The following is a 17825-nucleotide window of genomic DNA, read 5'->3' as shown; positions in this document are numbered from 1 at the left end:
GCCCGTGTGCAAGTACGAACAACGGGTTAGCGGGTAAACACCGACCGACGAACCGGCCGCCGACTCGCAGCGAGCACGACAACATTCGCCGCGCCACGCCTGGCACGCGCGTTGCTAGAGCTCCGCGTCCCGACAAGATCAATAACACTCCCACCATGCGACACAACCAGACCGCTACTGACTTTTCGCAGCCCGAATCCATGCTGGCCGCGCCGCTTTCGGGCGTCGTCGAACGCGCGCGACGGCGGCCGCTCAGCCTGCTTGCGCGCATCACCTTCTGCTTTGCATGGCTCTTCGGCCTCGAGCCTTTTCTGGTTGGCACGGCGGACAATCGGCCCGCTCGCGCCGACGATCCTTGCTGCACTGTAGTCCGGTACACCGACGACGCTTGAAATTCAGCATCGACTGTGGGCAGTTTCTACATTGGCGAGCCAGGCTGGTAGGGCGCGGAAGGAAGCAGCCTACAGCGGGTATAGCCGTTGCGCCCCTTGGGATGGGAGACGTTCCCTTCCACAGGAGCCCATCATGCAAACCGACCCCACGATAGACCCCGTCGCCGACCCGTCGAATGAGCCGCTCGATGCGCCTGACGAGCAGCCGCGCCCGCTGCCCGGCACGCCGCAAACCGATCCGCTCGCGCCCGGCAGCTCTCCCGAGGACGAAGATGCGCTCGGCGAGGCCGAGGACGAGTCCTAGGCAGGAGCACAACGTTACGCAGACCGGTGTTGGAATTAGGGAAACTACGGCGTCAAAAGACGAACGGCCGTGCCGTTAATGTAGATGGAAGGCTGTTCGATGCATTGCCGTCCGCTTTCAGCACCGGGTAAGTCACGCGGCGGTCGGCGCCGCAGTTCACCTCCGGACACGCCCGTGCTGAGGGCTTCACTGATTAAATAGAGAGAAATAAGCCCAATACGGCGTCTTCGCCGTGATCGCGCGAGAGCCGCCTGAGAGGCGGCTTTTCATTTGCCGCGCGGAAGGTGGCATTAAGTGCCGAGATGAATATGCGGTGTTTAGCGGACAATATCGATTGAACTAAGTTCCCAATCTCTTAAAATAAAATGATGGGGTCTTTCTGCGCGTTCCAGTTGCTCAATTCATAAGCAGCGCTTGCAGTTTTTAATGGGCTTTTCATCTCGCTGATTACTTCGTGGGTATTACAACCTGTTGCATTTGCGCAACTTGGTTTATTGAAAAGTTGCCAATAGTTTTTGTCTAGCGCTGGCGGCATGCGCGCCAGTTTCCCTGCTTTACCATATAAAAACAAGCACTTAGCCAAGACCCCTGTTGGATTATTGCCGATCCGGCAAGACCGTGTTGCGTGAATTGTCCGCGCCGGTATTAGGGTGTCCCCCTACACTCACGCTTCGTTTAAAGGGTGCCCGGCCGTTCCACGAGGGTTCGGCTAAGGGCGGCGGCGCCTTGCTGCGCTGTCGAGGCCGGTCTCGCTCCCCTTGCGAAATTTATCGAACAGGAGTCCCACGCATGAAAAAGAGTCTTATCGTCGTTGCGGTTGCCGCATCGTTCGCTTCCGTCGCTCACGCACAGAGCAGCGTCACCCTGTACGGCCTGCTGGACGCCGGCGTGACCTACACGAGCAACGTTGCTCACAATTCGAAGTGGGCAGCCGGCAGCGGCGGCATCGACCAAAGCCGCTTCGGTCTGCGCGGCTCGGAAGACCTGGGCAACGGCCTGAAGGCGATCTTCACGTTGGAAAGCGGTTTTAACGTCAACAACGGCCGCTTCGCGAACAACAACGGCATGTTCAACCGTCAGGCCTTCGTCGGTCTGTCGAGCGCACAATTCGGTACCGTCACGCTGGGCCGTCAATACGACGCAGCGCAAGACTTCCTCGCACCGCTGACCGCAACCGGCAGCTGGGGCGGCACGTACTTCGCGCATCCGTTCAACAACGACAACCTGAACACGAACGGCGGCTTCGCGGTCAACAACTCGGTCAAGTACACGAGCGCGAACTACGCTGGCTTCACGTTCGGCGGCACGTACGGCTTCTCGAACCAGGCTGGCGCATTCGCGAACAACCGCGAATACAGCTTGGGCGCTGCCTACCAGTGGCAAGGTCTGCGTTTGGGCGCTGCTTACGCACAGCAGAACAACCCGGGCGCGACGAACGCAGCAGGCACGGCAACGAACGGCGGCGCTTCGGACGGCGCGTTCCTGGGTCTCGCCGGCAACTTCCGTCAGCGTGAATTCGGCGCAGCGGGTTCGTACTCGTTCGGCCCGGCTACGGTCGGTCTGGCGTGGACGCAATCGCGCATCGACAACGTGGCAGGCGTTCAGCAATCGCTGCGTGCCAACAACTACGAAGTCAACGGCAAGTACAACCTGACCCCGGCTCTGGGCCTGGGCGTTGCCTACACGTTCACGGACGGCAAGGGCTACGGCGTTGCTGCAAACGGCGGCTCGAGCTCGGTGCGTTACCACCAGATCGGCCTGCAGGCTGACTACGCGCTGTCGCGTCGTACGGACGTCTACGCTCAAGCCGTGTACCAGCACGCAATGGGCGACGGCGGTGTCGCTTCGATCTACAGCGGCGACATTACGCAAGCTCCGTCGTCGTCGAAGAACCAGACGGCTGCTACGGTCGGTCTGCGTCACCGCTTCTAAGCTTCCGCAGAAGCTGCTTGTTGTACAAAAAGGTGCCGTTCGCGGCACCTTTTTTTATGCCTGCGAGAAACCCGTGCGACGCAATCGCAACCCGCGGCTTCTCGTCAGTCGGCTCCCGCGATCAGGCGGGCTGTCCGACCTTGAACACGGCGACGGCTTCGCGCAACTGCTCGGTCTGCTCGTCGAGCGACCCTGCGGCGGCCGCGGCCTGCTCGACTAGCGCCGCGTTGCGCTGCGTAACGTCGTCCATCTGGCGAATCGCGAGGTTCACTTCGCCGATGCCGGAGCTTTGTTCCTTCGAAGCCGCCGAGATCTCGTTCATGATCGCCGTGACCCGGCGCACGGCCTCGACCACCTCGCCGATCGTGCTGCCCGCCTTGCCGGCCAGCGTCGAACCTTCGCCGACCTGTTCGACGGACTGATCGATCAGCACCTTGATCTCTTTGGCTGCCGTCGCGCTGCGTTGCGCGAGATTGCGAACCTCGCCCGCCACGACCGCGAAGCCGCGGCCTTCCTCACCGGCGCGTGCGGCTTCCACGGCGGCATTGAGCGCAAGAATGTTCGTCTGGAACGCAATGCCTTCGATCACGTTGATGATTTCGCCGATCTTGCGCGAACTTTCCGTAATGCCGGCCATTTTCTCGACCACATCGTTGACGACTTCGCCGCCGCGCGCAGCGACGCTCGACGCGTCCTTCGCCAGCTCGGACGCGGTTGCCGCGTTGTCGGCGTTCTGCGTGACGGTCTTGGTGAGTTCGTCCATGCTGGCGGCGGTTTGCTGCAACGACGCGGCCTGTTCTTCGGTGCGGCTCGACAGGTCGAGGTTGCCTGCGGCGATTTCCTTCGACGCCACCGTGATCGTCTCCGCCGAACTCTTGATGCGCGCGACGGTGGCCGCGAGTTGATCGCGCATTTCGCGCAACGAGAAGAGCAGGCTCGACGAGTCGTCGCGGCGCAAGTCGATAGGCGTGGCCAGGTCGCCGCGCGCGATGCGCATGGCGATGTGCGCCGCCGCGGACGGCTCGCCGCCGATCGAGCGCGACACGTTGCGCACCACGCGCGACGCGACGAACGACACCAGCACCCCCAGCACCAGCAGCATGGCGCCGGAGCGCAGCAGCGTCCTGTAGAACTGCGCCTGGATGTCGTCCATATAGGCACCGGCGATAAAGTCCCAGTTCCACGGAGCGAAGCGCTTCACATAGCCGATTTTTTCGCTCGGCTTCGTCTCGCCGGGTTTCGGCCACCAGTAGCGCAGGTAGCCGGAGCCTTCGGCGGAACCGCCTGCCGCGGCGATGTCGTGGTACAGCGCGTTACCCTTGGCGTCGCGAAAGCCGCTCATGTCCTTGCCGTTGAGCTGCGGGCTCATCGGGTGAGCGACCATCACCGAGTCGCTGCGCACGATCGTCACGTAGCCGGACGTGCCGTAGCGCTGTGCGACGACGCGGGCGATGGCCTGCTGCCTGGCGTCGTCGACGGAAAGCTTGCCGGCGTCGGCCTGCTTCGCGTAATCGGCGACGATCGACGCCGCCATGTCGGTGACATCGGCAAGCGCCGAGCGGCGTGCGTCCATCTGCGCGCTACGCGCTTCGAACGCGTTGACTACGGTGACGATCAGCAGCGCCGCCCAGCAAAGCAGCAGCGGCACCCACAACTTCTGTTTCAGTGTCAGTCGGTTCATTATTGGATTCGACAGTGCGTTGAGCGCGAAATGGGAGAGGCGCGGGCGAGGCCGCGCCATAGTTCGCATAACGGCTGTCGAAGCGGATTCTTTATCCGCGTGCCGCAGAATTGGGCAGGCAAGGCGCGGCTGTTGCGAAGCCGTGCCTCTTCAGAAAGCGGTAAAAAGTCAGAACGCCGAACTTTGCGCGCTCATTGTTACGTCAACCGCGCGTATCGACCCACTCGTGCGCCCAGCGTGCGGAATGCTGGAGGGCCTCTTCTTCGTCGGCGAAATAATCGAGTGAATAGAACTGATACAAGCCTTCGTTGCGCGCACTGTCGGCGCGTTCGAGCAGCAGGTTGGACGAGAAACTACCGTCGGGCAGACGATGCGCCGAAGGTTTGACGGCATAGCCGTTGTAATGATGAATATGTTTGTTTTGCATTTATATTTTAATAATGTGCGAGTGCGCGCCCGCCGTGCGAACTTCCATTGAGTCGCGCGGACGAGCCGATTCGAAGCCATTGCGAGCCGAATCAGAACGCAGCCGAAAAGCTAAAAGGCGTTGAAGCCGAACGGGGAATGAGGTGCAACGAGGCGTTTGGCGCTCAGGCGAGTTGCCGGTACGGCTGCAACTCCAAAGCGATCGCGCGCCAACTGTGGGAGATGAAGCTCCGCGAGGATGTCGCTGCAGCCCGGTGTCCGATGCGGGACACCGAGCCCTTCAAACTTGACTTAGAGCGGCTTGATGTTGGCCGCTTGCAGACCCTTGGGGCCTTGCTTCGTTTCGAAGCTCACCTTCTGATTTTCAGCGAGCGTCTTGAAGCCGTCGGCACGGATTTCGGAGAAGTGCGCGAACAGGTCGTCGCCGCCCTTGTCCGGAGTGATGAAGCCAAAGCCTTTGCTGTCGTTGAACCACTTAACGGTACCGGTATCCATGAAGAATCCTTGAGAAAAGAAAATAGAAAATATGCCCTGCGAAAGAGCGGGAGAAGCGTCAAGGAGGGAGAGGACAACGAATACCGCTGAGGGAGCGAGACATTGATGAACAGCAATCGAACTTCTTGAACTTCGGGTGCCACAGTAACCGCTGTGGCACACCAGCGTCAACATTTAACTTGTAACTGTTCTCTGTGTTCGCGCTCACCTATGTGACCCTGTTTGCGGCCGGCTTGCCGCGGCCACCGGCCAAGCCGCTTTTCTGGACGCAGTGTCAGATGCCCACTTTGTGCGCCGTCACGATGAGACGCAAGCCGAGAGCGGCGACCGCACTCGCGGCGATGCGATCGATCCAGGCCTTCCACTGCAGATAGATTTCGCGCGGACGCTTGCTCGAAAAGCACAGGGCGACAACGGTGTACCAGCCCGCCTCGATACCGAAGATCGCGGGCGGCAACGCGAAATAACACCACAGCGGCGGATGCTGCGGCAAAAGCGCGGCGAAGATACTGCCGTAGTACACCGCTGTTTTCGGATTGCTGAGTTGCGTGCTGAGGCCAATCCAGAACGATTTGCGTGGATTGGTCGAGGCGCGTTGGGCCGCGTCGAATGCAAGCGGTTGGGCGGCGCCGCGCCAGATCTTCGAGGCCAGATAAACCAGGTAGAGCCCGCCGGCCACTTTAAGGCCGATATAAAGCCATTCGACGGTGGCCAGCAACGTGTATAAGCCGAGCAACGCGATACCGCTAAAAAACACGCCGCCGATTCCCATGCCGAGGGCCGTTGCAAGACCGTCGCCGCGCGACAGACCGATTGCATTGCGCGCGACGATGACGAAGCTCGGTCCCGGACTCATCGCGCCTAATAGCAGCGCAGCGAGGATGGTGAGGACGGCAGTTGAGGCTGGCATGGCGATGTCTCCTTCCCGAGTTTTCGTACGTTTTCCTGTGCGTGGGTTTTGAATGCGCAGTGTCGCACAGTGTCGTCGGAACATAGCACGGACGCTGGGCTGATGCTCTCTGCTTTACTGCATCGCCTTCACGTCGACGATACGCATAATGCAATAACCAATAAGAAGCCCTACTGAATACAAGGGCGTCCACGCTGGCTGCAAGCAAAATTATTTGAATGCTAGAATCGCCTTCCATACGCTGAAGCTGCTTCGGGGCACCGGGGCACGCGGGCGCGGTTCGAGCAATGGCGGCGGATCCCCCAAATCCAGGATTTTATATGCATGATTTCCAGATGCGATTTTTGCGCATCGGGAGAGGCGTTGCAAGTTTCGCTTGCACGCAGTGCATGTCCATCATGCGTGAATAGCGCGCAGGCTTCGCGTTCTTTTAGCCAAGCCCATTTTATTTCCACCGCGAGCATTATTAGCTGCGATATCGGTACTCATGAAAGAGCGAGAAGAACAACAACGGCTGTTCGAGCAGGACGGAAATGCGCGTGAACGCCTCGTCGTGTGGATACGCCGGCGCATGGACGAATACGGCATCACAATTGAAGCGCTCGCCGAGTCGATCGAGGCGGACGCCAATGCGAAACGCGCAGTCATGTATCGCGACGCGTTCGGCAATACGTGGGACGGACATGGCGACAAGCCGGACTGGCTCGCGCGCGCTATTTACGCGGGACAGAACATCGACCACTTCCGCTGCTGAGCGCGAGCGGAGCGACTGCAGTCTGCGGGCCGGTTGCAGAGCCGCCGGCGTGTGCCCTGGTCGTTGATCGTGCAGGCGATCTCCCTTAACATCCCCGGGTCGTTGCCGGCGGCGCGCTATTTCCTTTCTCCCCGATGGGCGCGCGGCACAGAACTGGAAGCTGCATGCCGTACCGTCAATCCACGCCTTCATCGCCATTTCCACATTTTCATTTCGCTGTCTGGCTTCGTTATGTCGCCGTAATCGGCTTGTTGTGGCTGAACGTCGGCTGGACGTTCGGCGCGACACACGAGCCGGTCCGGCATGCGTCGGTGGGCGCAAACCGTCATGTCTCGCCGCCCGCGCGACCTGTATCGAAGGTGAAAGCGCATAACGGCGGCAAAGCGAAAAAAGCCGTTGCGCGCAAGGCACGGCAGCGCGTCGCACACAAGCGCAGGCATGGTGTCCAACATGAGCATTCGCTGCATGCAAGCAAGCTCGCGCCCAAATCGCGCCGGCAGGCCGCGCGCATCGCACGCGAGCCGCGCAGTCCGAGGCGCGCGGCGGGCATGCAAGTGCAGGGCAACCGGCAGCCGGCGGCTTCACGCAATGGGATAAACGCCGCAGGAACGGCGCACGCGGGCCTGCGCCTGTTGCCGCGCTGCGGCTATACGCCAAGGTCGCGCGCATTGTTGCGTGCGCGCTCCGTGTTTGTCGTCGACGAGCGAACGCAGACCGTGCTCACCGAAAAAGAGGCCGATCGCGTGATGCCGATTGCTTCGGTATCCAAATTAATGACGGCGGTCGTGTCGCTCGATGCGCGCCATGCGCTCGATGCGCCGCTTCGCGTCACGGTTCAGGATCAGGATTTCGACAAGTTCACCGGTTCGCGTCTGAGCGTGGGCTCGGTGCTGTCTCGCCACGACATGCTGCATATTGCGCTGATGTCGTCGGAGAATCGCGCGGCGGCCGCGTTGAGCCGCGACTACGCCGGCGGCCGACCCGGCTTTGTCGCCGCGATGAACGCCAAGGCGCGCGCGCTCGGCATGCGCCGCACGTCGTTCGTGAATGGCACCGGCTTGTCGCCGCGTAACGTATCGACGGCGCGCGACCTCGCTCGGCTCGTGGCTGCGGCGAGCCGCTATCCGCTGATTCGCGCGTATTCGACGGACCGCGATCAGATGGTCTTTCCTGGCGGCCCGCGCGCGAGCCTGAGCTATCACAACTCCAATGCACTCGTGAGAAGCGGCGACCGGTCGATCGTGCTGCAGAAAACCGGCTTTATCAATGAGGCGGGGCACTGCGTGGTCGTCAGAATGAGGGTGCACGGCAGACCCATCGACATTGTCGTGCTGGGCGCACCGGGTCCGCGCGACCATATTGCGGACGTAATCCGAATCCGCCGCTGGCTGCGCTGCTCGTTACAGTGAAGCGCGGCGGTCTTAAGCAGGCGCGAAAAAAAGCCCGCGCAAGGCGGGCTTAACTACTCGGAGTTTCGTGATCCAGTCGCAGGACGGATCGCCTTCAGTGTAGGTGAAAGCTGAATGAAAGTATAGAAAATCCGCGTTACAGGTCGAAAAATACCGTTTCCTTGTCGCCCTGCATGTGGATGTCGAAGCGATACACGTTGGCCGTGTTCGGATCGCGGCGCGCAATCAAGGTGTCGCGGCGATCGGCGGGAACGGCCGTCAATACCGGATCGCGCGCGTTTGCTTCGGCTTCGTCCTCGAAATAGATGCGCGTGAACGTGTGCAGCAGCATGCCGCGCATCGTGACGATTACATTCAGATGCGGCGCCTCGTCCGCGCTCACGCGGCCGGGCTTGATGGTTTCCACGACAAAGCGCTTGTGCGGATCCGTGCCCGTGCCGACCCGCGCAAAGCCGCGAAAACCGCTCTTCAGGATTTCTTCGCGCGACTCCGGATAGCGGCCGTTCGCGTCCACTTGCGACACTTCGAGCATGGCGTCGCCGATTGCGTTGCCGTCGCCGTCGAACACCTGGCCGACCAGCGTGATGTGTTCGCCGGCGGCCTCGCGGTCCGCCAGGACCGGCGTGAACAGGCTCTTGAAGTCGAAGTCGTATTGCTGCGGGCACAGGCCGTACGCGAAGTACGGTCCCACCGTCTGGGAGGGCGTTTGCTTGAGAGTGGTCATGGCTTAGCGCTCCATCGGAGTTTCGTTGCGGCCGCGCAGCACGATGTCGAAGTCGTAGCCGAGCGCGTAGGCCTCTTGCGTGGTGTCGAGCGAGAAGTTCGCGATCAGACGGTCGCGCGCGTGCTCGGGCGTGCCTTGAAAGATCGGATCGAACGCGAGCAGCGGGTCGCCCGGGAAATACATTTGCGTGACGAGGCGCGAGCCGAAGTGCTCGCCGAACAGCGAAAAGTGAATGTGATTCGGACGCCACGCGTTCGGGTGATTGCCCCACGGGTAGGCGCCGGGTTTGATCGTCAGAAAACGATAACGGCCTTCGTTGTCCGTGATGCAGCGGCCCGCGCCGAGGAAGTTCGGATCGAGCGGCGCGTCGTGCTGATCGACCTTGTGCACATAGCGGCCCGCCGCGTTGGCCTGCCAGATTTCGACGAGCGTGTTGCGCACCGGGCGGCCGCCCTCGTCGAGCACGCGGCCCGTCACGATGATGCGTTCGCCAAGCGGTTCGCCGTTGCGCACCGCATTGCGTGTGAGATCGTTGTCGAGCGCGCCGAGGTCTTCCGCGCCGTACACGGGCACGCGCTGGTCGCGCAGCCTTTCCTTCAGCGGAATCAGCGGGCGAGTCGGGCCGCGTTTCACCGACGAACCGTAGCTCGGATAGATGTACTCGGGATGCGACGCGAAATCGCGCGCGCTCAAAAAGGAATCGTCCATCAGTGTCTCCTTCGGGGATTGTGAGATACGACGTTGTGGAGTCACTTTATCCAAACTGTCCGGTTATGAAAAATGACGTTTTGGCGCTTTTCGTATAACCTTCTGTTATGCAACGAAGTCTCGCGGACAGCCGCGTCAAATTCCGTCATCTGCAGTGCTTTCTGGCCGTGGCCCAGTTCGGGAGCGTCCAGCGGGCGGCTGACAGCCTGTCAATCACGCAACCCGCCGTCTCGAAGACGGTCGCCGAACTCGAAGCCATGCTCGGCGTGAAACTGTTCGAGCGCGGCCGTCACGGCGCCGTGCCGACGCGCGAGGGGCAACTCTTCATGCCGCACGCGAGCGCCTGCGTGAGCGCGCTGCGCCAGGGCGTCGATCTGCTGGCGCGCGCGGAAGGCGCGGCTGCGGCCACGCTCGAAGTCGGCATTCTGCCGACCGTCGCCGGCGCGCTGATGCCGCCTGTCCTCAAGCGCTTCGGGTCGCTGTGGCCGCGCGTGATAGTGCGTCTCGCAACCGGCGCGAATCCGGAACTGCTCGAGCGCCTGAAAGCAGGCACGATCGAATTCGCGGTCGGCCGGCTCGCCGATCCCGAGCGAATGGTCGGCCTCAGTTTCGAGCAGTTGTTCAGCGAGCCGTTGATCGCCGTCGTGCGGGCAGGGCATCCGCTCGATGCCGCGCCGGGCCTGCCGTCCGCTGCCCTGCAGGATTTTCCGGTGGTATTGCCGCCGTTCGGCACGCTGATCCGGCAGTCGGCGGACAGTCTGTTGAGCGCATGGGGCGTGCTGCCGTTGTCCGCGTTTGTCGAAGTATTGTCGGTTTCGACGGGCCGTGCATTGACGCTCGAGAACGACGCCGTCTGGTTCGTGCCGCTGAGCGCGGTGGAATACGAACTCGCGCACGGCATGTTCGTGCGCCTGCCGCTGCCGTTTGCGGGCACCGACGAACCCGTCGGCCTGATCCGGCGCTCCGACACGCAGCCTTCGCCGGTGGGGCGAGCGTTTATCGACGCCGTGCGGGAAGTCGCGCAATTGAGGATGGCGGCGAGCGGCGGCGTGGCGGCGAGCAAAGTGCCACGCAAGCGGGTGCGCCGCACGGCGCCCGCAAGCTGACAGGTTCGGCGCGTGGCTTGAACGCGCGCGCAATGCGCCGCCGTGGTGAACCATTCAGTACAAAATGAAGTTGCGAAGCGGGCGCGAGCCGGTGTAAAAACACGGGCATAAACCGCCGACGACCGAGCGACGTCGCGTCACATCGCTCGGGCAGTGTCACACTGCGAGTTCAGCGCGGTTTGCACGCGATCAGCAATATGTGAAACAGCGCGGAAGACAGCGTCGAAAGTCAGCCTCGAAAGTCAGCCTCGAAAGACAGTAAAGGAGATTGCCATGCCCAGCGACTTGCCCACTCCCGAGGCCGCGCTTCGCGCCGTGTCCGCGCCCGAGCACAATCCGCTCGGCACGGCCGGCTTGGAATTCGTGGAATTCGCCTCGCGCGATCCGCAGGCGCTTGGCGACACGTTCACCCGGCTCGGCTTCAAGGCGATTGCGCGCCACATCAGCAAAGACGTCACGCTCTACCGGCAGGGCGAAATGAATTTCCTCATCAACGCGGAGCCGGATTCATTCGCCGCGCGCTACGCCGAGGAATATGGCGCGGGCATTTGCGCGATCGGCATTCGCGTGGCCGACGCGCAGCGCGCTTTCGACCGCGCAATCGAACTGGGCGCGTGGGCGTTCGAAGGCGAGCGCATCGGCGCTGGCGAGCTGCTGATTCCGGCGATTCAGGGCATTGGCGACTCGCACATCTACTTCGTCGACCGTTGGCGCGGGCGCGGGGGCCAGCGCGGCGGACTCGGCGATATCTCCATCTTCGACATCGACTTCCGTCCGATACAGATCGATACCGCACACGCGGACCTGAGCCACGCGGGCACCGGCCTTATCGCTGTGGATCATCTGACGCAAACGGTCGGGCAGGGTCGCATGCAGGAGTGGCTCGACTTCTATCGCGATCTGCTGAATTTCCGCGAGATCCACGAACTGCACGCCAACTGGCACGTGTCGGCGGAATCGCGCGTGATGGTGTCGCCGTGCGGCGCGATCCGCATTCCGCTCTATGAAGAGGGCACGCGCCGGACCGATTTGATGCACCAGTACTTGCCCGATCATCCGGGCGAGGGCGTGCAGCACATTGCGCTGGCAACGGACGATATCTTCAGTTGCGTCGAGCAGCTGCTGGCCAACGGCGTCGAGTTCGTGGAGCCGCCGCCGCGCTACTACGAGCAGTTGGACGCGCGTTTGCCGGGACATGGTCTCGACGTCGCGCGGCTGAAGCGCACGCACGTTCTCGTGGATGGCGAGATCGGCGCCGACGGCGTACCGCAATTGTTCTTCCAGACCTTCGTGCGTCGCCGCGCCGGCGAGATTTTCTTCGAGATCGTGCAACGCCAGGGGCACCATGGATTCGGCGAGGGCAATCTTAACGCGCTTGCCCAGGCCCGCGCGTGACGCGCGGAAATCGCGCTATGTCTTCGACGATTCGCTGACGGCCGGCGCTTGCGGGAGATCGGCGCTCGTCGCCATCCATAATACTTCGGCGTCCTCTTCACTTGTCGACACCGCGGCGTGGCCCGTGCGGCTGTCGAAGTAGAGACTGTCCCCGGCATTCAGATGCGTCGGCGCATACAGCTCGGAATAGAGGCACACGCTGCCGCTGATCACATACAGAAATTCTTCGCCTTCGTGACGGCCCCAGTCGTCGAAGGCGTCGAGCGTATGCGCTGAAATGCGGATGCGAAACGGCAGCATCGCCTTGTGCGCGAGTTCGGTGGCGAGCAATTCCATTTGATAGCCGCGATAGGCGTGGCGCTGGCCCTCGCCTTTGCGCGTCAACGCGCGGCGTCCGCTTGCGCTGACCTTCGGCGTCGAGCCGAACAACTCGCCGATTTCGATTTTCAGACCCAGAACGATTTTCTGCAGCACGTCGAAAGTCGGGGACATGAGGCCGTTTTCGACCTTGGAGAGCGTCGAGCGCGACACGCCGCACAGGCGGCTCGCGGTTTCGAGCGTCAGGTCCTGCGACTGACGGGCGGCGCGCACGCGCCGGCCGAGGTCGGCGGTGGAAGGTTCTGCGGGCTTGGTGGTATGGGTGTCCATAAGCTGCTGCGTGGGTTGCGACTGACGGCGGGTGTATTCAGTGTTTCCGATAATAACATTGGGAGTCGCGCGACTAGCCTCCGGCGCGATGCTCGCCCGAGCGGCCTCGACTCACGCAGCGGCGAGGCCGGGCAAGCAGTTTTTCTGATTGGAAACGCCTGGGCGGCCCACGCAATCTGCTTAATAGATTTTTGATTTCCGCGCATCGGATTATCTCCGCATTCAGGCGCGACCCGACATAAAATAGCCATCTTGAAAGCCATATGCTGAAGGCATAGTGATTAATTCTGTTAAAACTCGCGCGCCGCGATTGATTTATCGTTCCGATGCATTACGATGCTGAAACTAAAAAATAGCGTCAAGAACATAAAATCGATCCATGTCGCAGAATCGGAAAAAAAGGCCATCGGGAAATCAGACGCGCAGAAAACCGCTTGGCAAAGCGCAGCTGTTGCCGCACACGGTCGCGTACGTGCGCGAGCAGTCGCTCGGCTGGCATCTGGCATTGGCCGCCTTTAAAGCGGGCAAGGGTAACGGCGAATTGCTGGCTAAACTCGTTAAGGTGCTTTATCTCGCCTGGTATCTTCAGGAGGCGGGTTTTGGGGCGGTGGAGCGCGAGGTTTATCTCGACGCCGAGCATATTCTCGATGCCGCGGCTCGCGGCGCGAGCCGCGATGTCTGGATAATTGAAACCGCCGACTGTTTCCCGATTATCGCCATTCTCGATTTGCATGAGCGGCAGTTGCTTGGCGCGCCCGTGTGTGCCGTAGATAAAGCCGAAGCGCGCGTCGTGCGGTTCGGCAGGAGCGAAAGCAGGGCGCCGTGGTGACGCCCCCTGCGGGCTAGAAGGTCTCCCAATCCGAATCGGACGCTTTGCCGGACGGCTTCTCAGCGACCGCCGGCATGGCGACGGCCGCCGCTACCGGCTCATTCTTGCGAGGCGCAGCCGGCTCACTCGCGGCAGACGATCCGCTTGGCCGCGGCGCGGCGGCCCGGCTCGCCGGCGTCTTCCTGACAGCCGGTGCGGCTGCGGCACGCGCGCGCGGCGCCATGGCGGGCGCGGCGGGCGCAGCGCCCTGCTGAGCGCCCGCGACGCGGAAGATCGAGACCGCGCCGTTCAGTTTGACGGCCTGCTCTTCGAGCGACTGCGCAGCGGCGGCTGCCTCCTCGACGAGCGCGGCGTTCTGCTGCGTCACCGCGTCCATCTGCACGACGGCGCGATTCACCTGTTCGATGCCGTGGCTTTGCTCCTCGGAAGCCGCCGCAATTTCGCCGACGATGTCCGACACCTGCTTGATGGCCTGCTTGACTTCGTCCATCGTTGCGCCGACTTCCGTGGCCTGCTTTGCGCCGTCCTGAATCATGGCGACCGACGAGCCGATCAACTCCTTGATCTCCTTCGCCGCCGATGCCGAACGTTGCGCGAGGCTGCGAACCTCGCTCGCGACCACGGCGAAACCGCGGCCCTGCTCGCCGGCGCGGGCCGCCTCGACGGCGGCATTCAACGCGAGGATATTGGTCTGGAACGCGATGCCTTCGATCGTGCCCGTGATGTCGGAAATCTTGCTCGAGCTGCTGCTGATCTGGCCGATCGTATCCACCATTCCGTGCACTGCGTCATTGCCGGCATCGGCGATGTCGGTCGCTCGCGTCGCGAGGGCGTTGGCCTGGCGGGCATTGTCGGCGTTCTGTTTGACGGTCTCGGTGAGCTGCGTCATGCTCGACGCGGTTTCTTCGAGCGAAGCCGCCTGTTGTTCCGTGCGCGAGGAGAGGTCGATGTTGCCCGCTGCGATTTCCCGTGAAGCCACCGTCACCATTTCCGTGCCCGTGCGAATCGAGCCAATTGCAGTGGCCAGACGGCGCTGCATGAGCGCGACGGCGTGCAGCACGCTGTTGCCGCCGACCGTGCTGGCGTCGATCGGCGTTTGAAGGTCGCCTTCGGCGATCTGCTCGACGAGGCTTGCGACTTTCGCGGGTTCGCCGCCGATCTGCCGCACGATCGAGCGCGTGACCGCGAGACCCATGGCAAGCGCAATGCCGACGCCCACGACCGCACAACCGACGATCCACCAGGTGACGTCGCCGACGAGCGCCACGCCCGCCTCGGCACGCGCCTTTGCCGACGCATCGCGCAGGTTGGAAAACTCGATCAGGATCTTGCGGATTTTCACATGCAGCCCGTCGGTGTTCTCGCGCATCTCGGCAAGCGCGCCATTCTGGTCGCCTTGCCGCGCGAGCTCCTCGACTTTTTGCACCGACGCGAGATAGACCGGCCACGTGGCGTCGAAGTCGGCCAGCAACTGCTTTTGCCGATCGTCGAATTGATGCGTGCGCTCATAGTCGAACGCGGTGACGATTGCCGCCTCGCCGCTCTTGTTGAACGTGAGCGTCTCTTCACGACCCTTCGGGTCGGTTTTCACGACGTAATCGTAGAGCCGTCGATAGTGCGCCGCAGCCTGCCACGCAGCGGTGCCGATCTGCCGGATGGGCACGACCTCGCTGTCGTACATGGCGGTCTGCATGGTCGCGAGTTCGCGCACCTTGACCGCGCCGACGCTGCCGACAACGGCGGTGACGAAGGCCGAAAACAACAATGCGCCGACGAGTTTCTGATTCAGCTTGAGGCTGGCAAACAATTTCATGGTGACGAGTTCCTGTGGATCCTGGTCCTGCATCCGCTGATTCCCGAAAGTTCGGCGCGGGCAGGACAGAACAGGCGCCGCGGCTTGCGGCGGGTGAGTCGGCTGTTGCCTCGGAACTCGTGTAAACGGCTAAAGAGGCCGGATTCTGAAGGGCATATGCTGGAGTGGTGCGGCGACTGCCTGGATTGGGCTACTGCTGCGATGACGCTTCCAGACGGCCCTTCAGTCGCAAGACTGCCGTGTCCGATTCCGATTGAATCCGCCCGCGCAGCACCGCCCAGTTCAATACCGCGAACCACAACGACGGCGCGCGATAAGTGAACTCGCGTTCGAACGCGGTTCCGTCGACGGTCGGGCTCAGCGAATAGCTGACCGTGCCGGCGGCTCTGCCATCAATCTTTCCTGCTATGACCCATCGGCTGGGGCGCACGCGTTGAGCGACGGTCCATACAACCTGCCCGCGTCGGCCGGCCACGCTGAATGCCTCTGTCACCTGCTCGTCCACATCGAGCGGATGGTCCACTGTGCCGCTGACCGCCAGTGACGACGGGTGCCAGTCCGGCCAGTGGGCTGGCGTCGTGACGTAATCGAACACGACCGGAGGAGGGCGCCGTATCGACGCCGTAGAAACGATGCGCGTGTCGAATCGAAGCCGCTGCGGTAAAGGGACGAAGAGCACCGCGAGAGCAACAAGCAGCGCGAAGGTTGCGACGATAAACCGTGTGCGGGTTTTCATGGCGCCTCCTGTCCAACGCTGTTGGACGCGAGGATATTTTATGGCGGGGCGGGAGGCGGTGGCTGATCGAAAACACCGAATAGCGCCGCAAATTTCATTCCAACGCGAGGTGACGTTAATTTGAATTCGGCCTTTTAGGGGGCGCGACGGCACGCCTCCCTCACCGCGCGTCGTTCTATCCCCACGCACATGCCGCATCAATCCGACTGTGCGCCAGCGCACAGTCGGCAACACATTTTTCGCGCCTAATTGCGCAGATATGTGGCCTTCCGGGAGATTGATCATGGCACGGGTCGAATTCGAGGTCAGCGAACGCACCATTGACACTGTCAGGCGGATCGAAGAGCGGTTCGTGTCGCACCACATCGACGTATCCATCAATGCGCTGCACCTCTTCGCGTTGACCCTGCATGCGCAAGAAGCGGAAGAAGAAAACAGGACGCGCTTAAACCGCATCGAAGAACTGCTGGACACGTTTTTCGGCGACGACGCCTTCTTCGACTATTACGGCTCCACCTACGGCAACCGCAAACTGACCTTCAATCGGGCGCTGCACGTGGTCCACCATTTCGGCGAACTAAGCAAGTTTCCGTGGACGCCGACACCCGATTAAGGTCGGGAATCTTCAAGCGGTCATGCAATGAGCACGGTCCCTCCACCGACGCCTGGCGCTACTCCGGCGCCCGCTCCGGTTCAAGCGCCGGCTCCGGCGCCACCGGTGCCACCGGCGCGCACCCAGACCGATTGGGTCGACCCCGATGCGCCAGGCTCGCCGTCGACCGACAGGTTGTATATCCGAAGCCAACTATTCACCGCGCGGATGAAAGCGCACGACGTTCTCCTGGAACATCTGAAGCAAACGGTCACCATCGCGAGTGCGACGCTTGCACTGACCATCGGCTTTATCAAGGACATTCTGGGGCCCGCCACCGGCAACCTGCGCGCGGAATGGCTGTTGAAAGCGTCGTGGGGCCTGCTCGGCCTCGTCATACTCCTCGCCATCTACGTGCTCGCTACGCTCATCAATAATCTCGACACGGCGGGCAGGAGCGCCGAGAAGGCATTCAAGGCGGGCGACAATCGCCTGCGGCAACTGGTCACGTTGGGCACGTTTCTGTCTTTCGGCGTGGGTATGCTATTTCTCGGCCTGTTCGCCGCGCTCAACTATGACAGTGTGGTGCACAGGCCGCCGCAAAACGTGGCGGTCGGTTCCGCGACACTGGCTATCGAGGCTGCAAAAAAGGCAACGCCGAACGCGCAGGACATCAAGCGTGTCGCCTCCGTCGATCTCATTCCGGGAGCGGGCGGTAGCGGATCACCCAGCGCGGTATGGCATGTGGTTCTCGAAACGCGCGGAACGCAATCGGCCGTCCCGCCCTCCGGCATCGCGAGCTCAGCTCGCCCGGCTGGCGGGGCGGCGAAACCGAAGGGCAAGCGCAGGCATACGGTCGTCAGCCATACTCCGCCGGCGCAGGCCGCCGACACATCGCCCGCTTTGCAGCGAGTCGACTACTATATCGACGCAAAGACCGGTGCAGTTACCGTGCAGCCCTAAGTGAGGGG

At 62.1% G+C, this 17825-nt stretch carries 19 protein-coding genes; 9 read left to right on the top strand and 10 right to left on the bottom strand.

Annotated elements, in window-relative coordinates:
* The first annotated feature begins 525 nt into the window (after positions 1-525).
* Positions 526-696 carry a hypothetical protein gene (locus tag ACEN8U_RS00590; RefSeq protein ID WP_309586541.1) on the top strand — a complete coding sequence of 57 codons (171 nt, stop codon included), beginning with the start codon at positions 526-528 and terminating at the stop codon, positions 694-696.
* Positions 697-1051: 355 nt separating this feature from the next.
* On the opposite strand, the gene ACEN8U_RS00585 is transcribed toward ACEN8U_RS00590, so the two are convergent.
* Positions 1052-1279, bottom strand: a complete 228-nt coding sequence (locus ACEN8U_RS00585; protein WP_310111751.1) for a hypothetical protein — start codon at positions 1277-1279, stop codon at positions 1052-1054.
* A 206-nt stretch (positions 1280-1485) separates the two neighbouring features.
* Between ACEN8U_RS00585 and ACEN8U_RS00580 the strand changes: the two genes are divergently transcribed.
* Positions 1486-2628: a porin gene (locus ACEN8U_RS00580; RefSeq protein ID WP_013591511.1), complete on the top strand. Its 1143-nt coding sequence runs from the start codon at positions 1486-1488 to the stop codon at positions 2626-2628.
* 121 nt (positions 2629-2749) lie between these two features.
* Here the strand turns inward: ACEN8U_RS00580 and ACEN8U_RS00575 are convergent, their stop codons facing one another.
* The 4 genes from ACEN8U_RS00575 to ACEN8U_RS00560 form a co-directional block, all read right to left on the bottom strand.
* Positions 2750-4309, bottom strand: coding sequence for a methyl-accepting chemotaxis protein (locus tag ACEN8U_RS00575; protein WP_310111752.1), 1560 nt, complete (start codon positions 4307-4309; stop codon positions 2750-2752).
* A gap of 202 nt (positions 4310-4511) precedes the next feature.
* Positions 4512-4736: a hypothetical protein gene (locus tag ACEN8U_RS00570; protein ID WP_310111754.1), complete on the bottom strand. Its 225-nt coding sequence runs from the start codon at positions 4734-4736 to the stop codon at positions 4512-4514.
* 290 nt (positions 4737-5026) lie between these two features.
* Entirely contained in the window at positions 5027-5230 is a 204-nt protein-coding gene (locus ACEN8U_RS00565; RefSeq protein ID WP_013591514.1) for a cold-shock protein, read from the bottom strand.
* Positions 5231-5504: 274 nt separating this feature from the next.
* The gene (locus ACEN8U_RS00560; protein ID WP_310111755.1) at positions 5505-6140 is read right to left on the bottom strand and encodes a LysE family translocator; all 636 of its coding nucleotides are present in this window, start codon (positions 6138-6140) and stop codon (positions 5505-5507) included.
* 487 nt (positions 6141-6627) lie between these two features.
* Between ACEN8U_RS00560 and ACEN8U_RS00555 the strand changes: the two genes are divergently transcribed.
* Complete coding sequence (locus ACEN8U_RS00555; RefSeq protein WP_310111756.1) at positions 6628-6894, top strand: H-NS family nucleoid-associated regulatory protein; 267 nt, start codon at positions 6628-6630, stop codon at positions 6892-6894.
* Positions 6895-7058: 164 nt separating this feature from the next.
* Positions 7059-8303 carry a serine hydrolase gene (locus ACEN8U_RS00550; protein ID WP_310111759.1) on the top strand — a complete coding sequence of 415 codons (1245 nt, stop codon included), beginning with the start codon at positions 7059-7061 and terminating at the stop codon, positions 8301-8303.
* A 136-nt stretch (positions 8304-8439) separates the two neighbouring features.
* Here the strand turns inward: ACEN8U_RS00550 and pcaG are convergent, their stop codons facing one another.
* Together pcaG and pcaH are read right to left on the bottom strand one after the other, a co-directional pair.
* Complete coding sequence (pcaG, locus tag ACEN8U_RS00545) at positions 8440-9027, bottom strand: protocatechuate 3,4-dioxygenase subunit alpha (protein WP_028361761.1); 588 nt, start codon at positions 9025-9027, stop codon at positions 8440-8442.
* A gap of 3 nt (positions 9028-9030) precedes the next feature.
* Positions 9031-9735 carry a protocatechuate 3,4-dioxygenase subunit beta gene (gene pcaH / locus ACEN8U_RS00540; protein WP_013591519.1) on the bottom strand — a complete coding sequence of 235 codons (705 nt, stop codon included), beginning with the start codon at positions 9733-9735 and terminating at the stop codon, positions 9031-9033.
* 107 nt (positions 9736-9842) lie between these two features.
* On the opposite strand from pcaH, the gene pcaQ reads away from it, so the two are divergent.
* Both pcaQ and ACEN8U_RS00530 read left to right on the top strand, forming a co-directional pair.
* A complete protein-coding gene (gene pcaQ, locus ACEN8U_RS00535; RefSeq protein ID WP_035483749.1) occupies positions 9843-10841 on the top strand; it encodes a pca operon transcription factor PcaQ in 999 nt (332 codons plus the stop codon).
* A gap of 273 nt (positions 10842-11114) precedes the next feature.
* A complete protein-coding gene (locus ACEN8U_RS00530; RefSeq protein WP_013591521.1) occupies positions 11115-12236 on the top strand; it encodes a 4-hydroxyphenylpyruvate dioxygenase family protein in 1122 nt (373 codons plus the stop codon).
* A 15-nt stretch (positions 12237-12251) separates the two neighbouring features.
* On the opposite strand, the gene ACEN8U_RS00525 is transcribed toward ACEN8U_RS00530, so the two are convergent.
* Complete coding sequence (locus tag ACEN8U_RS00525) at positions 12252-12884, bottom strand: XRE family transcriptional regulator (RefSeq protein WP_310111762.1); 633 nt, start codon at positions 12882-12884, stop codon at positions 12252-12254.
* A gap of 472 nt (positions 12885-13356) precedes the next feature.
* Here ACEN8U_RS00525 and ACEN8U_RS00520 point away from each other — a divergent pair, with 472 nt between their 5' ends.
* Positions 13357-13713: a hypothetical protein gene (locus tag ACEN8U_RS00520; RefSeq protein WP_310111764.1), complete on the top strand. Its 357-nt coding sequence runs from the start codon at positions 13357-13359 to the stop codon at positions 13711-13713.
* A gap of 13 nt (positions 13714-13726) precedes the next feature.
* Here the strand turns inward: ACEN8U_RS00520 and ACEN8U_RS00515 are convergent, their stop codons facing one another.
* Both ACEN8U_RS00515 and ACEN8U_RS00510 read right to left on the bottom strand, forming a co-directional pair.
* A complete protein-coding gene (locus ACEN8U_RS00515; RefSeq protein ID WP_310111766.1) occupies positions 13727-15526 on the bottom strand; it encodes a methyl-accepting chemotaxis protein in 1800 nt (599 codons plus the stop codon).
* A gap of 190 nt (positions 15527-15716) precedes the next feature.
* Positions 15717-16262, bottom strand: a complete 546-nt coding sequence (locus tag ACEN8U_RS00510) for an SRPBCC family protein (protein WP_310111767.1) — start codon at positions 16260-16262, stop codon at positions 15717-15719.
* Positions 16263-16545: 283 nt separating this feature from the next.
* Between ACEN8U_RS00510 and ACEN8U_RS00505 the strand changes: the two genes are divergently transcribed.
* Both ACEN8U_RS00505 and ACEN8U_RS00500 read left to right on the top strand, forming a co-directional pair.
* Positions 16546-16875: a hypothetical protein gene (locus tag ACEN8U_RS00505; RefSeq protein ID WP_013591526.1), complete on the top strand. Its 330-nt coding sequence runs from the start codon at positions 16546-16548 to the stop codon at positions 16873-16875.
* 207 nt (positions 16876-17082) lie between these two features.
* Positions 17083-17817 carry a hypothetical protein gene (locus ACEN8U_RS00500; protein ID WP_310111770.1) on the top strand — a complete coding sequence of 245 codons (735 nt, stop codon included), beginning with the start codon at positions 17083-17085 and terminating at the stop codon, positions 17815-17817.
* Positions 17818-17825 lie beyond the last annotated feature (8 nt).

This window comes from Paraburkholderia phenoliruptrix (assembly GCF_047325075.1).
In the GTDB taxonomy this organism is placed as follows: Bacteria; Pseudomonadota; Gammaproteobacteria; order Burkholderiales; family Burkholderiaceae; genus Paraburkholderia; species Paraburkholderia phenoliruptrix.
The sequence above is the reverse complement of the archived record's forward strand: the minus strand, read 5'-3'. Positions and strand labels throughout refer to the sequence as shown.

Excerpts from the sequence above, each read along its gene's own strand:
- ACEN8U_RS00510 (WP_310111767.1), bottom strand. The coding sequence starts at position 16,262 with ATGAAAACCCGCACACGGTTTATCGTCGCAACCTTCGCGCTGCTTGTT.
- ACEN8U_RS00555 (WP_310111756.1), top strand. The coding sequence starts at position 6,628 with ATGAAAGAGCGAGAAGAACAACAACGGCTGTTCGAGCAGGACGGAAAT.
- ACEN8U_RS00590 (WP_309586541.1), top strand. The coding sequence starts at position 526 with ATGCAAACCGACCCCACGATAGACCCCGTCGCCGACCCGTCGAATGAG.
- ACEN8U_RS00515 (WP_310111766.1), bottom strand. The coding sequence starts at position 15,526 with ATGAAATTGTTTGCCAGCCTCAAGCTGAATCAGAAACTCGTCGGCGCA.
- ACEN8U_RS00500 (WP_310111770.1), top strand. The coding sequence starts at position 17,083 with ATGAAAGCGCACGACGTTCTCCTGGAACATCTGAAGCAAACGGTCACC.
- ACEN8U_RS00580 (WP_013591511.1), top strand. The coding sequence starts at position 1,486 with ATGAAAAAGAGTCTTATCGTCGTTGCGGTTGCCGCATCGTTCGCTTCC.
- ACEN8U_RS00525 (WP_310111762.1), bottom strand. The coding sequence starts at position 12,884 with ATGGACACCCATACCACCAAGCCCGCAGAACCTTCCACCGCCGACCTC.
- pcaQ (WP_035483749.1), top strand. The coding sequence starts at position 9,843 with ATGCAACGAAGTCTCGCGGACAGCCGCGTCAAATTCCGTCATCTGCAG.
- ACEN8U_RS00505 (WP_013591526.1), top strand. The coding sequence starts at position 16,546 with ATGGCACGGGTCGAATTCGAGGTCAGCGAACGCACCATTGACACTGTC.
- ACEN8U_RS00565 (WP_013591514.1), bottom strand. The coding sequence starts at position 5,230 with ATGGATACCGGTACCGTTAAGTGGTTCAACGACAGCAAAGGCTTTGGC.
- ACEN8U_RS00570 (WP_310111754.1), bottom strand. The coding sequence starts at position 4,736 with ATGCAAAACAAACATATTCATCATTACAACGGCTATGCCGTCAAACCT.
- pcaH (WP_013591519.1), bottom strand. The coding sequence starts at position 9,735 with ATGGACGATTCCTTTTTGAGCGCGCGCGATTTCGCGTCGCATCCCGAG.
- ACEN8U_RS00530 (WP_013591521.1), top strand. The coding sequence starts at position 11,115 with ATGCCCAGCGACTTGCCCACTCCCGAGGCCGCGCTTCGCGCCGTGTCC.
- ACEN8U_RS00560 (WP_310111755.1), bottom strand. The coding sequence starts at position 6,140 with ATGCCAGCCTCAACTGCCGTCCTCACCATCCTCGCTGCGCTGCTATTA.
- ACEN8U_RS00550 (WP_310111759.1), top strand. The coding sequence starts at position 7,059 with ATGCCGTACCGTCAATCCACGCCTTCATCGCCATTTCCACATTTTCAT.
- pcaG (WP_028361761.1), bottom strand. The coding sequence starts at position 9,027 with ATGACCACTCTCAAGCAAACGCCCTCCCAGACGGTGGGACCGTACTTC.
- ACEN8U_RS00575 (WP_310111752.1), bottom strand. The coding sequence starts at position 4,309 with ATGAACCGACTGACACTGAAACAGAAGTTGTGGGTGCCGCTGCTGCTT.